This is a genomic window from Rhodococcus sp. 14-2483-1-1 (assembly GCF_002259335.1).
Lineage (GTDB): Bacteria > Actinomycetota > Actinomycetes > Mycobacteriales > Mycobacteriaceae > Rhodococcoides.
In genome coordinates this window covers 225,067-240,110 of record NZ_NPFX01000021.1, presented here as the reverse complement: position 1 = coordinate 240,110, position 15,044 = coordinate 225,067, and the positions used below count along the sequence as shown (strand labels likewise).

Genomic DNA, 15,044 nt, shown 5'->3' with positions numbered 1-15,044 from the left:
GATATGCCACAGGGCCCGATCTCACGAGGAGATCGGGCCCTGTCGTGTTGTGAGCTCTATGCGCCGATCAGTCGGGACGCGATGTAGCCCTCGACCTGATCGAGAGCCACGCGCTCCTGCGCCATCGTGTCGCGTTCGCGGATGGTGACGGCGTGGTCGTCGAGGGTGTCGAAGTCGACGGTGATGCAGAACGGGGTACCGATCTCGTCCTGACGTCGGTAGCGGCGACCGATCGCTCCGGCGTCGTCGAATTCGACGTTCCAGTACTGACGCAGTTGCTGCGCAAGATCTTTCGCCTTCGGCGTCAGATCGGCGTTACGCGAGAGCGGGAGCACCGCTACCTTCACCGGGGCGAGACGGCGATCGAGCTTGAGCACGACACGCTTGTCGACACCGCCCTTGGCGTTGGGAGCCTCGTCCTCGGTGTACGCGTCGACGAGGAACGCCATCAGCGAACGCGTCAGGCCTGCCGCCGGTTCGATGACATACGGGGTGTAGCGAGTGTCGGTGGACTGCTCGTAGTAGCTCAGGTCCTGGCCCGACGCCTTCGAGTGCACCGACAGGTCGTAATCGGTGCGGTTCGCGACACCCTCGAGCTCACCCCACGCACTGCCCTGGAAACCGAACTTGTACTCGATGTCCACGGTGCGCTTGGAGTAGTGCGACAGCTTCTCCTTGGCGTGCTCGTAGAGCCGCAGGTTCTCCGGATCGATACCGAGATCGGTGTACCACTTCATGCGGTAGTCGATCCAGTACTGATGCCACTCGTCGTCCTCGCCGGGCTTGACGAAGAATTCCATCTCCATCTGCTCGAACTCGCGGGTGCGGAAGATGAAGTTTCCGGGAGTGATCTCGTTACGGAAGCTCTTGCCGATCTGGCCGATACCGAACGGCGGCTTCTTGCGCGAGGTGGTCAACACGTTGGCGAAGTTGACGAAGATGCCCTGCGCAGTCTCTGGACGCAGGTAATGCAGACCCTCTTCGTTGTCGACCGGGCCGAGGAACGTCTTGAGCAGGCCCGAGAACGCACGCGGCTCGGTCCACGAACCGGGCTCGCCGGTCTCGGGGTCGCGGATATCGGCCAGGCCGTTCTCCGGCGGATGGCCGTGCTTCTCTTCGTAGGCCTCGATGAGGTGATCGGCGCGGTACCGCTTGTGTGTGTGCAGCGACTCCACCAGCGGGTCCGAGAACGTCTCGACGTGACCGGACGCCTCCCACACCTGACGGGGCAGGATCACCGACGAGTCGAGCCCGACGGTGTCGTCCCGGCTGGTGATCATGTTGCGCCACCACTGCTTCTTGATGTTCTCCTTGAGCTCGACGCCCAACGGGCCGTAATCCCAGGCCGACTTGGTACCGCCGTAGATCTCGCCGCACGGGTAGACGAGGCCTCTGCGCTTGGCGAGGTTGGCGACGGTTTCGACTTTGGACTTGGGTGCCACTGGCGGAGCTCTCCATCTTCGGTTACATCGTGATTCTCGGTCACATCGCTCGAGGGGTGACGCGGGCGGTTTTCGCCCTGATCAGACTATCTGGCTCGGCGGGCGAATCCGAACACCGGTCGAGTTCGGAATTGACATGCGTACTTGTGCATATCACAATGAATACGATTTGCAATAGCGATAACTGCACTAACCTGATGCCATGACATCGATTGTGCAGAGAGAGTTCGCCGAGAACGAGTCGGCAACCGAAGGAGCCGCAACCGTGTCCACCGAGCAGGCCGTTCACACAGATTCGTCGGATCGGCAGGACCCCGAGCATCCGATGCACGAGAACGACCCGTTCGCCGCCGCTCCCCCGGCGCACATTCCACCGAAGGAGACCCTGGCCGCGGCCGGCGACATTCTGCGCGCGCTTGCGGCCCCGGTGCGGATCGCGATCGTGCTGCAGCTGCGCGAGTCCGAGCGATGCGTCCACGAACTCGTGGTCGCCCTCGGTGTCACGCAGCCGTTGATCAGCCAGCACCTCCGGGTACTCAAGGCTGCGGGTGTGGTGCGTGGAGAACGCAACGGCCGCGAAGTCCTGTACCGACTCGTCGACGATCACCTCTCCCACATCGTCGTCGACGCCGTGGCCCACGCCGAGGAAGGCCGGAACCTGTGACCGAGAAGTCCACCGATACCGCAACGCCGAGACGACCCGTCGTGGTCGGAGTACGAGCCACGAAACAACGCAGTGCGATCTCGGACTTGCTCGACACCATCGAGGAATTCAAATCTGCACAAGACCTGCACGACGAATTACGTAAGCGCGGTGAGGGAATCGGCCTGACAACGGTCTATCGCACGCTCCAGACGCTGGCCGACGCCGGCACGGTGGACGTGCTTCGCACCGACAACGGCGAGTCGGTCTACCGGCGTTGCTCCTCGGGCCATCATCACCACCTGGTGTGCCGAGCATGCGGATTCACCGTCGAGGTCGAGGGGCCCACCGTCGAGAAGTGGTCCCAGACTGTCGCAGAGTCCAATGGCTTCACCGACGTGAGTCACACCATCGAAATTTTCGGCACCTGCAGTCAGTGCAGCGCGGCGGGTCGCTGAACCTCGCTCACGTCAGGGCGTCGGCCACGCGAGGCACCACCGCGTCGATCGCGAACGGTATCGACAGAACCGAGTTGTACGTGATCGCGCCGCGCTGATCGGTGGACAGCGGAAGGATCGCATCGTTGCGCGCTGCCTTCAATGTCCCGAAGATCGGATTTTCCGCCACGACGTCGATGGGCTCACCCGTGCCAAGGTACAGCACCACATCGGCGTCGAGCATCGAGATGTTCTCCAGCGAGACCGGTACGAAGAAGTTCGTGCCGTCGTCCTGAGCGAGAATGGGCTCCGGAACCTTCAATCCCAACGAGGTGACGAACGTACCGCGGGCATCGCCGGGTAGGAACGCACCGAACTGCCCGTCGTAGGGAAGCACCACGGCGGCAGTCCTGCCCGCGAACTCGGGGTGTTCCGTGCGAACCTGCTCGAGCAACGCGGTCGTCTGCGCATTGAGCTCCTCGCCACGCTCGGATTCGCCCATCGCGCGCGAGATGGTGTCGGTGGCCACCTCTCGATCGACGGCATATGCCGCCGATCCCGCCGGTCGAGCGATCGTCGGGGCGATGTCACTGAGTTTTGTGTAGGTGGCCTCGTCGAAGCCGGCGTTCAGCCCGGTGATCAAATCCGGTGCCAGAGAGGCGATCAGCTCGAAGTTCGGTTCGGACTCCGAGCCCAGCAGTGTCAGTGGTGCGTCGCCCACCAACTCGTCGGTCCACGGACCGAGTCCGGTCTCGTAGAAGGTGTACCCGGTGTTCCCGACCGGCACAGTGCCGAGGGCAATGACGGCGTCGGCGTCGGACACTCCGAGTGTGACGATGCGAGTGGGCTTCTCCGGAACGGTCGTGCTGCCGTAGATGTGGTCGATGACGACCGGGAAGACACCGTCGGCCGACGGGGTACCCGATTCGCCGGTATCTGCGGTCGAGCAGGCCGTCAGGGATACACCGAGGACGATCACCGCCACCACTGCCGTCAGCATTCGGGTCGACCGCATTGTCATTGCATCCGCCTCTACTCGAAGTAAGTACAGGCATACCTTAGCTGACCGATCAGGGCAGCAGGCCTTCGCGTGCTTTCTCGACGCCGGCGAGCACCAGGATCAGCATCGTCAACATGGCCTCGTCGTCCAGCCCGTTCGCCGGAAAGGTGTAGCGCAGCAACACATCTGCGAGCTTGTCGTGAGTATTGACGGAGATCGCGCCGAATTGCGAATCCGCATTGCGGTCCGAGACCTTCTTGTGCAGCGCCGCCTTGAGCGGTCTGTCCCACGCCAACACCGCGGTGAGCGAGAGCACCTCGAGTTCGGGCGAGAGCTGTACGGCCCGCAACGAGCACAGGGCACCGGCGTAGTCGAAACCGAGTGACCCCTCCTCGCCGACGGTCACCGTGGCGAACTGCGACAGCGCCAGCCGAGCACGCGTCTGCAACGTCAACTGATCGGAGCTGTCGATACCCTGTACTTCGTCACTCATATTTCACTCCGCCGAATCGTCGATCACGCGAAGCGAATTCGATACACGCCTCCCACAGGTCCCGGCGGTCGAAATCCGGGAAGAGCTTCTTCTGGAACACGAACTCCGCATATGCGGATTGCCACAGCAGGAAGTTCGACGTTCGCTGCTCCCCCGACGGTCGCAGGAACAAGTCCACGTCCGGCATATCCGCTTGGTCGAGGTACTTCGCGACGGTTGCCTCGGTGATCTTCTCGGGGTTCAGCTTGCCTGCGGCAACCTGTCGGGCAATTTCCCTTGTCGCATCGGCAATCTCGGCACGCCCACCGTAATTGACGCACATCGTCAACGTCATCACGGTGTTGTGCTTCGTCAGCTCCTCGGCCACTTCGAGTTCCTTGATGACGCTGCCCCACAACCTGGGTCGCCGACCGGCCCAGCGGACCCGGACGCCCATCTCGTTCATTTCGTCGCGTCGACGACGAATGACGTCACGGTTGAAGCCCATCAGAAACTTGACCTCGTCGGGACTGCGCTTCCAGTTCTCCGTCGAGAAGGCGTACGCGGACAACCACTGCACACCGATCTCGATACATCCGCAGACGGTGTCCATGAGCACCGCTTCGCCCTGCTCGTGCCCCGCGGTGCGCGGCAGACCGCGATCCTGCGCCCACCGACCGTTGCCGTCCATCACCAAGGCGACGTGGCGAGGTATCAGTTCCGGCTGCAGAATCGGCGGCCGAGCACCCGACGGGTGCGGATCGGGAGGGCGCACTGCCGACTGTCCGTCAGGCCGGGGTTGCGGCTCTCGTCGTCGAATCACGGTCCCCATCCTGCCCGACGGTATCGGCGAACACGGAGTCAGGTTGCGCCAGCGGCACCTGATGCGGGTGCGAGCGTTCGATGAGTGGAAGCGTGCGCAATTGCCGTTCCAGATGCCATTGCAGATGCGCCGCCACCAGTCCACTGGCCTGCTTGCGAACCGCATCGGAGGTGGTGACGGTGTAGTCCCACTCGCCTCGTTCGAGCGCGACCATCAGATCCAGGACCCCGGTCGACGGCGTCGCCGATCCCGGCGGGCGGCAGTGCACACACACCGCTCCACCGGCGGCGACATGAAATGCGCGATGTGGCCCGACTGCGGCGCAGCGCGCACAATCGGTCAGTGCGGGCGCCCATCCGGCGAAGCCCATGGCGCGCAGCAGATAAGCGTCGAGCACCAGCTCGGGAGGGCGGACGTGCTGGGCAAGCGCTCGAAGCGCTCCGACGGTCAGCTGATGCAGTCGCTGCGCCGGTGCATGCTCCTCGCCCGCCAGCCGTTCGGCGGTCTCGAGAACGGCACAACCGGTGGTGTAGCGGCCGTAATCGGCGACGATGTCTCCGCCGAACGCGTCGACGGTGTGCACTTGGGTGACGATGTCGAGGTTGCGTCCCGGATAGAGCAGTACGTCGATGTGCGCGAACGGTTCCAGCCGTGCACCGAACTTGGACTTGGTACGACGCACCCCTTTGGCGACGGCCCGTACGATACCGTTCTCCCTGGTCAACAACGTGACGATGCGGTCGGCCTCACCCAGCTTGTGCTGGCGCAGGACGACTGCGTTGTCACGGTATGGCCTCACGGCTTCCAGTCTCCCACGGGTGCCGCATCGGTGGCCGCTTCCCGCGCTGGAGAGAAGTCGATACTGTGCGAACGTGGATTTTCATCGGTCGACTCTCGTTGCCCAGGCCGCCGCACTCGCGTCGGGTCGCATCACCTCGGTACAGGCGGTCACCGAATCGCTCGACCGGATCGAGAAGAGCCAACCCACTCTCAACGCCTTCCGAATAGTGCGCCGCGACGCCGCACTCACCGAGGCCGCCGAGGCGGATCGACTGCGCGCCGCCGGTGGAACCGCGCCCCTGCTCGGCGTTCCGATCGCCGTCAAGGACGATGTGGATATCACCGGCGAGCCCACCGCCTTCGGCTGCGCCGGGCACTTTCCGCCTGCCACCGCAGACTCGGAGGTGGTGCGCAGACTGCGCGCGGCCGGAGCGGTGATCGTGGGCAAGACCAACAGCCCCGAGCTTGGCCAATGGCCGTTCACCGGCGGCACCTTCGGACACACCCGCAATCCGTGGGACCGCGAGCGCACCCCCGGTGGCTCCTCCGGTGGCAGTTCTGCAGCGGTGGCCGCCGAATTGGTCTCGGCTGCACTGGGTTCCGACGGTGCCGGCTCGGTTCGGATCCCGGCGTCGTGGACCAATCTCGTGGGCATCAAGCCACAACGGGGACGGATATCGACGTGGCCGGACGCCGAGGCCTTCAACGGCATCACTGTCATCGGCCCGCTCGCGCGCACGGTGGCCGACGCCGCTCTTCTCCTCGACGTGGTCTCCGGTGGCCACGACGGCGATCTGCATCGCCCGGCTCCGTTGACCGTCTCGGATGCTGTCGGACGCAACCCCGGCTCGCTGCGAATAGCGCTGAGCCTGCGCAAGCCGTTCATCCCGACGCCTGCCCCGCTGGACCCGGAGATCGCGGCCGCGGCGTACGAGATGGCCGCGGTGCTGCGATTGCTCGGACACCAGGTGGTCGTCGACGATCCCGCATACGGAATGTTGCTGGGGCTCAACTTCTTACCGCGCTCGCTGGCAGGCGTTGCCACGTGGCTCGATCGCCTTCCCGATCCGGCCCTCGCCGACCCAAGGACCCGAGCCAACGCCAAGAGCGGCCGGGCCCTCGCCGGAGCCCCGTTGCGCGCAGCCCGCGCGGCCGAACCGCGCATCGGGCGCCGCATCGGCCGGTTCTTCGACGACTACGACATCGTGCTCGCCCCGACCACGGCAACTCCCCCGCCGCGGGTCGACGCCATCGACGGCATCTCCAACACCGACACCGATCGGGTCATCACCGAGCACTGCCCCTACACGTGGCCGTGGAACGTCCTGGGCTGGCCGAGCGTGAACGTCCCCGCGGGTCTGACGAAGAGCGGCCTTCCCATCGGACTGCAGTTGATGGGACACGAATCATCGGAGCCACTGCTGGTGTCGGTTGCCGCTCAACTCGAGAACGTGCTGCAGTGGCACCGCAAGCGCCCCGAACCGTGGTGGACCCAGGTGAGTGAAACTTCGTAGCCTGCTCACCTGGGAAGGTCAGAAGCCGAGCTTGCCCATCTGCTTGGGGTCGGTTTGCCAGTCCTTGGCGATTTTCACGTGCAGGTCCAGATAGATCCTGGTGCCGAGCAACTTCTCGATCTGCAATCGCGACGCCGTGCCGACCTCTTTGAGTCGCGAGCCGCCCTTGCCGATGATGATGGCCTTCTGACTCGACCGCTCGACGTAGAGAATCGCGTGCACGTCGAGCATGTTGTCATGACCCTCGCGGGGCACGACTTCTTCGATGACGACGGCCAGCGAGTGAGGTAGCTCATCGCGGACGCCTTCGAGCGCGGCCTCCCGAATGAGCTCGGCCATGAGGATTTCCTCCGGCTCGTCGGTCAGCTCACCGTCGGGGTAAAACGCGGGTCCCGGTGGCAGTTCCGACGCCAGCAGATCTACCAGCTTCTCCACCTGCTCACCGGATTCGGCCGATACCGGAATCACGTGGCTGGAGTCGCCGAGGAGCTTCGACAGCGCCATCAACTGCTGCACGACGCGTTCCTTCTTGACCTTGTCGATCTTGGTGACGATGCCGATCAAGGTGGTCTTGGGGGCGATGTGGCGAACCTGCTCGAGGATCCATCGGTCCCCCGGTCCGATCTTCTCGTCGGCCGGGATGCACAGGCCGATGACGTCGACCTCGGAGTACGTGTCCTGCACCAGATCGTTGAGTCGCTGTCCCAGAAGCGTTCTGGGGCGGTGCAATCCAGGTGTGTCGACGAGGATCAGTTGCGCGTGCTCGCGGTGGACGATGCCGCGGATGGTGTGCCGCGTCGTCTGCGGACGCGAGGACGTGATGGCGATCTTCGACCCCACCAACGCATTGGTCAGGGTGGACTTGCCGGTGTTGGGTCGGCCTACGAAACAGACGAATCCGGATCGGAACTCACCGTTGTTCTGCTCGGACAAAAGAGCACCTCCAGATTTCAGTGTTGGTGAGTGACGTCCGACGAGTCGTCGTCCTCGGTGGATTCTTCGTCGGGTTCGATCTTTTCGACCAGCACGGTGGTGATGCGGACGCGCCCCTTGGGGTCGGCCCCACCTTCACCGCGCAGCAGCAGTCCGTGTGTGATCACCTGAGCACCGGGCAGCGGCACGCGGCCCAGCTCGTGTCCGAGCAGTCCGCCGACGGTGTCGACCTCCTCGGATTCGATCTCGATCCCGAAGATCTCGCCGAGGTCTTCGAGCGGCACTCGCGAGGACACCCGATACCGTCCGTCGTCGAGCTCCTCGATGGGCGCAACTTCGTCGGAGTCGTATTCGTCGGCGATCTCACCGACGATTTCCTCGATGACGTCCTCGATGGTCACAAGGCCTGCGATGCCTCCGTATTCGTCGACCAACAGGGCCATGTGGTTTCGATCGCGCTGCATCTCGGCGAGCAGACTGTCGAGCGCCTTGGAGTCGGGAACGAACACGGCCGGACGCATCAGCTCGGACACCTGCACCCCGCGGCCACCATCGGTGGAGTAATACGTTTGCTGCACAAGGTCTTTGAGGTAGACGACGCCGACCACGTCGTCCACGTTCTCGCCGATCACCGGGATGCGCGAGTGTCCACTGCGTACAGCCAACGACGTGGCCTGGCCGGCCGACTTGTCCGACTCGATCCACACCATCTCGGGCCGCGGGACCATGACCTCACGGGCGGAGGTGTCCCCCAACTCGAACACGGATTGAATCATCCGCCGCTCGTCGTCGGCCACGACGCCGCGCTCGCGGGCCATGTCCACCAACTCGCGCAGTTCGATCTCGGATGCGAACGGGCCGTTGCGAAATCCCTTACCCGGGGTGATCGCATTACCGATGAGAATGAGCAGCCTGCTGATCGGTCCGAGGAGCCAACCGAGCGCGCGCAGCGGAAACGCTGCCGCAAGAGCGATCGAGTACGCGTTCTGCCGGCCGAGGGTTCGCGGTCCGACACCGATCACGACGTAGCTGACCAGCACCATGACCACTGCGGTGATGACCAGGGCCGTCGTGGAATCGATCAGCTGTGTCAGGCCGCCCGCGAGCAGGACGGTGCCGCCGATTTCGCACAGGATGCGCAGTAGCACCATCAAGTTGACGTAGCGAGGACGGTCGGCGACCACAACGACGAGGCCAGTGGCACCGGGTCGCTCGTCCTTGACCATGTCGTCGATCCGCGCGCGCGACACTGTGTTCAGCGCGGAATCGACGGCGGCGAACATTCCACCGAGAGGCACCAGAAGGACAGCGAAAACGATGAGTGCAACAGCACTGCTCACGCGTCGGAACCCCGCACTTCGACCGGTCCGAACAAGGACATCACCGATCGACACCGTCGACGAAACCGGCTTTGCCGAGCAACCGTGCATCGGCGGCAGCCTGTTCTGCGGCCTGCTCGGCCCGCCTGGCATCCTCGTACCATTCGGCGAGCAGACGGTTCTGCAGCTCGAACATTTCTTTTTCTTCGTCCGGCTCGGCGTGGTCGTAGCCGAGCAGATGCAACACTCCGTGCACCGTCAGCAATGCGAGCTCGTGCTCGAGCGAATGGCCCGCAGCAGCAGCCTGATCCGCAGCGAACGACGGGCACAGCACGATGTCGCCGAGCATCGCCGGTCCGGGTTCGGGCGCATCGGGACGACCGCCCGGCTCGAGCTCGTCCATCGGAAACGACATCACGTCGGTGGGGCCGGGCAGATCCATCCACCGCATGTGCAGGTCCGCCATCGTGGCCGAATCCACCAGCACCATCGACAGTTCCGCGGCGGGATGCACGTCCATGCCGGCGATCGCGAACCGTGCGACCGACACCAGCTCGGGTTCGGAGATGTCCATCCCCGACTCGTTGGACACTTCGATACTCATCTAGCCACTACCCACGCTCTCGTTGCCTGTCTTTTCGTACACCTGAATCATCTTCTCGCCGAACGCGGTCCACCGCTGCGGCGTTGCTCGCGGTTGGGAATCACACCTTCCGATGCCGACTCGAAGCGCTCGTATGCGTCGACGATTTCCGACACCAGGCGATGCCGCACCACGTCACTGCTGGTGAGCTGCGCGAAGTGGATGTCGTCGAGGTCGGTGAGAATCTCGGATGCGGCACGCAATCCCGATTTTGCGCCACCCGGAAGGTCGACCTGGGTGACGTCGCCGGTGACCACGATCTTCGAGCCGAACCCCAGACGCGTCAGAAACATTTTCATCTGCTCGGCCGTGGTGTTCTGCGCCTCGTCGAGAATGATGAACGCGTCGTTGAGCGTACGACCGCGCATGTACGCGAGCGGGGCGACCTCGATGACCCCTGCTTGCATCAACTTGGGGATCGCTTCGTCGTCCATCATGTCGTGCAACGCGTCGTGCAGCGGGCGCAGGTACGGGTCGATCTTCTCGTGCAAGGTACCGGGCAGAAAACCGAGGCGCTCCCCCGCTTCCACTGCCGGACGCGTCAGGATGATGCGGCTGACCTGCTTGGTCTGCAATGCCTGAACGGCCTTGGCCATCGCGAGGTACGTCTTGCCGGTACCGGCAGGTCCGATGCCGAACACGATGGTGTTGGAGTCGATCGCGTCCACGTACCGCTTCTGGTTCAGCGTTTTGGGCCGGATCGTCTTGCCGCGACGCGAGAGGATGTCCAAGCTCAGGACCTCGGCCGGCGAATCCGACACGCCCTCGGTGAGCATGGCGATCGAGCGGCGGACGGCGTCGGGAGTCAGCGGCTGGGCGCGCTTGGCGAGCGCGGCCAACTCGGAGATCACCCGTTCGGCCAGCGCCACATCGGCCACTTTTCCGGTGAGCGTCACGGCGTTTCCTCGTACGTGGATGTCTGCCGTCAGCATCTGCTCGAGCGCCCGCAGGTTCTCGTCGGACTGTCCCAGCAGAGGCATCACTGCTTCGGGGGCGAGCTCCAAGGTGGACCGAACATCACGCTCGGCGGGAAATTCGCTGTGTTCACTCACGTGGTGGCTATGGCCTGCTCTCTTGTTTCGGTTGTGGAGACATGGATCGGTGTTCGAATGAAGTTTAACGCCGCAGCATCGATGCGCATTCCTGTTACTCGCCGCTCCCGCCCAGCACGGCGTCGAGCGAGAGTGCCCAACACCGCGAATCCGGATTCAGGAACGCGAAGTGGTCCTCGCCCGGGACTACCGTCAGCTGCGCGTCGTCTCCGGCTGCTCTTGCCGTCTCGACATACCGCTCGCTCTGCACCGCCGGGACCTGGACGTCCTCGGACCCGTGCAGGCAGATCGTCGGGATACCGATGGGCACACGGGCAGCAGGCGACGCCGATCGGTACAGCGCGGGGTCGTCCTCGTATCGAGCCTGCAGCAACGCCTCGACCGCCGGATTGGTTCGACCCGACGCACCGCGCGGCTCGAGGTCGAGGACGCCGGCCTGCGAGACGATGCGCGACGGCCGCACTGTCGTACTCGTTTCGCCGCCGAGCCACACTGCCAGGTGTCCGCCTGCGGAGTGTCCGATGACGCGAACGTCGTCGATGCCGGCCGGGGCGTGGTGCTGCAGTTCCCCGGCCACCACGTCGAGTGCTGCGGTCACATCGGACTGCATCTCCGGCCAGTGTCCACCTGCGCCGACGCGTCGGTACTCGATGTTCCACGCCACCGCCCCAGCTGCCGCGACAGCGCGCGCGAATTGGGTGCCGAGGTTCGATCCGTACTGCCCGCTCCAGAATCCGCCGTGTATCACCACGACGACCGGCGTCGACGCATCGACGGGCTCGGGCGGCAGGTAGAGATGGCCGAATTGCTCGGCATGATCGCCGTAGGCAAGCTTGATCCGTGCGCTCATGCGTTCCGAAAATCCGGAGGCAGTTGCGTCCAACGAGAGGTGAGCACCCCTAGCGCGCCGAGTGCCACGGCTCCTGCCGTCGACGTCCTCAGCACCGTGGGTCCCAGCACCACCGGGGTCGCCCCGGCTTCGGTGAGAGCAGCGACTTCGCGGTCGTCGAGGCCACCTTCGGGTCCGACGACGAGCGCAACCTCGGGAACCGAGTCGAACGGCAGGTCCCGAAACGCCGAGGTGGCACCCTCGTGCAGCACGGCAACAACCCCGCCGCGCGCGATGATCGCGCCGACCAGGGCATACACGGCACGCGAATCGTGCAGCTCCGCGACCTCGGGGATGAATGCCCGACGCGACTGCTTGGCTGCCTCCGCTGCGGTGCTCCGCCACTTCGCGACACCCTTGGCTGCCTTCGGGCCCTCCCACCGTGCGACGCATCGCGCGGACTGCCAGGGCACCACAGCGTCGACGCCTGCCTCGGTGGCCAGCTCGATGGCGAGTTCCGATCGGTCCGCCTTCGGCAATGCCTGCACGAGCGTCACCACCGGAGTGGAACGCGGCATCTCGCTGCGCGACTGCACGGTCAGTTCCAGTCGGTTCTTCTCCGCTGCGACGACGACCGTATCGGCCAAGCCGCCCGCGCCGTCACCGATAAGCACCCGCTCTCCGACGCGAATGCGTCGCACCGTCGCGGCGTGATGCCCCTCCTTACCGTCGAGCACGGCGATATCGCCGACCTTCGGCAGCGGCGAGAGATAGAAGACCGTGGGGGCCATGGATCAACGACCGCTGAACGCTTCCCGCAACCGCGAGAACAGTCCACCGCTGTGTGCGGAACCGGTGGTGACGACCTCGGCCGAGTCGCGATCTCGCATCGACTTGAGCTGTTCGAGCAGTTGGGTCTGCTTGCTGTCCAGCTTGGTCGGCACGATGACCTCGAGGTGGGCATGCAAGTCACCGCGAATACCGGAACGTAGCTTGGGCATACCGTGCCCGCGCAACACGGTCGTCGAATTCGGTTGTGTGCCTTGTTCTATCGAAATCTCGGTAGGCCCGTCGATGATCGCATCGATGTTCACCGAGGTGCCGAGTGCGGCGTCGACCATCGGAACGCGGACGGTGCAGTGCAGATCGTCGCCGTCGCGGACGAACACCTCGTGCTGCTGTTCGACGATTTCCACGTACAGATCTCCCGCGGGGCCACCGCCCGGACCTACCTCACCCTGCGAGGCAAGACGGATCCGCATGCCGTTGCTCACGCCGACGGGAACCTTGACCGAGATGTCGCGACGCGAGCGCACCCGCCCGTCGCCGCCACACTTGCGGCAAGGATCGGGAATGGTCTCGCCTGCACCGCGGCAGGTGGGGCACGGGCGGCTGGTCATGACCTGGCCGAGGAACGAGCGCTGCACCGACTGCACCTCACCGGCACCGCCGCAGGTTTCGCACCGAACCGGCTTGGAGTCGCCGTTGGTGCCCGAGCCGGTGCACAGGTCGCACAGGATCGCGGTGTCGACGGTGATGTGCTTGGTCACGCCGGTGGCGCACTCGTCGAGGGTCAGCTTGGTCCGCAGCAGCGAATCCGCTCCCGGCTGCACACGCCCCTTGGGCCCGCGCTGGGCCCCACCGGCACCGCCGCCGAAGAATGCCTCGAAAACATCCCCCAGGCCACCGCCGAATCCGGCTCCACCGAACCCACCGCCGCCGCCTCCGCCGCCCTGCTGCAGCGGGTCGCCGCCGAGGTCGACGATGCGACGCTTCTCCGGATCGGAGAGCACCTCGTAGGCGGTGGAGATGTCCTTGAACCGGGCCTGTGCGGCCTCGTCCGGGTTGACGTCCGGGTGCAGTTCTCGCGCCAGTTTTCGGTAGGCGCGCTTGATCTCCTGGTCAGTCGCCTGCTGGCCGACGCCCAAAGTCCCGTAATAATCCCGTGCCACGTCGTCTCTTTCGTCCTAGAAGATGAATCTCGTTCGTTGATGCTGCGTGCCGGCGGCCCGTGCCCCCGCTGCCGGTCTTCGATCGGTTCTCGCTCGTCTCAGCGCTCGGCCAGGACCTCGCCGATGTACCTGGCAACCGCGGCGACCGATGCAATTGTTCCTGGGTAGTCCATCCGGGTCGGCCCCAGAACACCCATTCCTCCGAGGACCATGCCAGCCGACCCGTAGCCGGTGGAAATCACCGACGTTCCACGCATCTCCTCGACCTGCGTTTCCTCACCGATCCGCACGGTCACGGTGCGGGTGTCCTGCGTCACTGCGAGCAGTTTGAGCACCACCACTTGCTCTTCCAACGCCTCGAGTACCGCTCGGAGCGATCCGGGAAACCCCGCGTCGCCGGCGAAGTCCGCGGCGTTGCGCGTCAGGTTCGCCGTTCCGCCGAGTACCAGGCGTTCCTCGGGGTGCTCGACCAGCGATTCCACCAGCACCGTGGCCGATCGGATCATGGCGTCCCGTAGCCCGGCCGGAGCGTTCTCGGCGAGTTCGGCCACCGCGACGGACGCGGCGGCCAGTCGCTTTCCTTCCAGCGCGCTGCCGAGCAGGCGACGCAGCTGCGACAGGTTCTCGTCGTCGAGGACGTCACCGAGCTCGACGATGCGCTGATCGACCCGACCCGAGTCGGTGATGAGCACCAGCAGCAACCGAGCCGGGGTGAGCGCCACCACCTCGAGGTGCCGAACCGATGACGCCGACAGTGTGGGGTACTGCACCACGGCAACCTGACGGGTCAACTGAGCCAGCAGTCGGACGCCGCGCCGCAGTACATCGTCCAGGTCGACGCCGTTCTCGAGGAATTCCAGGATGGCCCGGCGTTCGGCGGCCGACAGCGGCTTGACGTCGGCGATCCGATCGACGAACTGGCGATACCCCTTGTCGGTCGGTACCCGTCCGGAGCTGGTGTGCGGTTGAGCGATGTACCCCTCGGCCTCGAGCACAGCCATGTCGTTGCGCACGGTGGCACTCGACACGCCGAGGTTGTGTCGCTCGACCAACGCCCGTGAACCGACGGGTTCCTGGGTGGACACGTAGTCCGCCACGATCGCTCGTAGAACCTCGAACCGCCTGTCGTCGGTGCTCGACATCGGTGCCCACCTCCGTTCTCGTTTCCAATCGTCGCTCGAGTCTAGTAGCCGAGGCACGCATGC

General features: G+C 64.8%; 16 protein-coding genes. 3 read left to right on the top strand and 13 right to left on the bottom strand.

Annotated elements, in window-relative coordinates; translation table 11 throughout:
• Window positions 1–56 precede the first annotated feature (56 nt).
• Window positions 57–1,442 (bottom strand): glycine--tRNA ligase, encoded by a 1,386-nt coding sequence (locus tag CH294_RS19640; RefSeq protein ID WP_094738868.1) that lies wholly within the window; start codon window positions 1,440–1,442, stop codon window positions 57–59.
• A gap of 325 nt (window positions 1,443–1,767) precedes the next feature.
• On the opposite strand from CH294_RS19640, the gene CH294_RS19635 reads away from it, so the two are divergent.
• A complete protein-coding gene (locus CH294_RS19635; RefSeq protein WP_032379570.1) occupies window positions 1,768–2,106 on the top strand; it encodes a metalloregulator ArsR/SmtB family transcription factor in 339 nt (112 codons plus the stop codon).
• On the top strand, window positions 2,103–2,543 hold the full coding sequence (locus CH294_RS19630) for a Fur family transcriptional regulator (protein WP_032402421.1): 441 nt from the start codon (window positions 2,103–2,105) through the stop codon (window positions 2,541–2,543). Before CH294_RS19635 ends, CH294_RS19630 begins: the two co-directional genes overlap by 4 nt.
• 7 nt (window positions 2,544–2,550) lie before the next feature.
• Here CH294_RS19630 and CH294_RS19625 read toward each other — a convergent pair whose 3' ends face one another.
• From CH294_RS19625 to recO, 4 genes are read right to left on the bottom strand one after another with little or no spacing between them, the layout of a single operon-like run.
• The gene (locus tag CH294_RS19625) at window positions 2,551–3,543 is read right to left on the bottom strand and encodes an iron-siderophore ABC transporter substrate-binding protein (protein ID WP_094610094.1); all 993 of its coding nucleotides are present in this window, start codon (window positions 3,541–3,543) and stop codon (window positions 2,551–2,553) included.
• Window positions 3,544–3,592: 49 nt separating this feature from the next.
• On the bottom strand, window positions 3,593–4,015 hold the full coding sequence (locus CH294_RS19620; RefSeq protein ID WP_094610093.1) for a hypothetical protein: 423 nt from the start codon (window positions 4,013–4,015) through the stop codon (window positions 3,593–3,595).
• Complete coding sequence (locus CH294_RS19615) at window positions 4,008–4,826, bottom strand: isoprenyl transferase (protein ID WP_094738867.1); 819 nt, start codon at window positions 4,824–4,826, stop codon at window positions 4,008–4,010. Before CH294_RS19615 ends, CH294_RS19620 begins: the two co-directional genes overlap by 8 nt.
• On the bottom strand, window positions 4,783–5,616 hold the full coding sequence (gene recO, locus CH294_RS19610; protein WP_008715506.1) for a DNA repair protein RecO: 834 nt from the start codon (window positions 5,614–5,616) through the stop codon (window positions 4,783–4,785). Before recO ends, CH294_RS19615 begins: the two co-directional genes overlap by 44 nt.
• Window positions 5,617–5,689: 73 nt before the next feature.
• Between recO and CH294_RS19605 the strand changes: the two genes are divergently transcribed.
• Window positions 5,690–7,111, top strand: coding sequence for an amidase (locus tag CH294_RS19605; RefSeq protein ID WP_094738866.1), 1,422 nt, complete (start codon window positions 5,690–5,692; stop codon window positions 7,109–7,111).
• Window positions 7,112–7,129: 18 nt separating this feature from the next.
• On the opposite strand, the gene era is transcribed toward CH294_RS19605, so the two are convergent.
• From era to hrcA, 8 genes are all read right to left on the bottom strand, one after another.
• Window positions 7,130–8,044, bottom strand: a complete 915-nt coding sequence (gene era, locus CH294_RS19600; protein ID WP_032379164.1) for a GTPase Era — start codon at window positions 8,042–8,044, stop codon at window positions 7,130–7,132.
• 17 nt (window positions 8,045–8,061) lie between these two features.
• Window positions 8,062–9,384 carry a hemolysin family protein gene (locus CH294_RS19595; RefSeq protein WP_094738978.1) on the bottom strand — a complete coding sequence of 441 codons (1,323 nt, stop codon included), beginning with the start codon at window positions 9,382–9,384 and terminating at the stop codon, window positions 8,062–8,064.
• A 40-nt stretch (window positions 9,385–9,424) separates the two neighbouring features.
• Window positions 9,425–9,967: an rRNA maturation RNase YbeY gene (gene ybeY / locus CH294_RS19590; RefSeq protein ID WP_094738865.1), complete on the bottom strand. Its 543-nt coding sequence runs from the start codon at window positions 9,965–9,967 to the stop codon at window positions 9,425–9,427.
• Window positions 9,968–10,014: 47 nt separating this feature from the next.
• On the bottom strand, window positions 10,015–11,058 hold the full coding sequence (locus tag CH294_RS19585) for a PhoH family protein (RefSeq protein WP_032402418.1): 1,044 nt from the start codon (window positions 11,056–11,058) through the stop codon (window positions 10,015–10,017).
• A gap of 94 nt (window positions 11,059–11,152) precedes the next feature.
• Window positions 11,153–11,908: a prolyl oligopeptidase family serine peptidase gene (locus CH294_RS19580; protein ID WP_094738864.1), complete on the bottom strand. Its 756-nt coding sequence runs from the start codon at window positions 11,906–11,908 to the stop codon at window positions 11,153–11,155.
• The gene (locus CH294_RS19575; protein ID WP_094738863.1) at window positions 11,905–12,678 is read right to left on the bottom strand and encodes a 16S rRNA (uracil(1498)-N(3))-methyltransferase; all 774 of its coding nucleotides are present in this window, start codon (window positions 12,676–12,678) and stop codon (window positions 11,905–11,907) included. Before CH294_RS19575 ends, CH294_RS19580 begins: the two co-directional genes overlap by 4 nt.
• Before the next feature lie 3 nt (window positions 12,679–12,681).
• On the bottom strand, window positions 12,682–13,839 hold the full coding sequence (gene dnaJ, locus CH294_RS19570; protein WP_032402415.1) for a molecular chaperone DnaJ: 1,158 nt from the start codon (window positions 13,837–13,839) through the stop codon (window positions 12,682–12,684).
• A 98-nt stretch (window positions 13,840–13,937) separates the two neighbouring features.
• Window positions 13,938–14,981: a heat-inducible transcriptional repressor HrcA gene (gene hrcA / locus CH294_RS19565; protein WP_032379171.1), complete on the bottom strand. Its 1,044-nt coding sequence runs from the start codon at window positions 14,979–14,981 to the stop codon at window positions 13,938–13,940.
• Window positions 14,982–15,044: the final 63 nt, after the last annotated feature.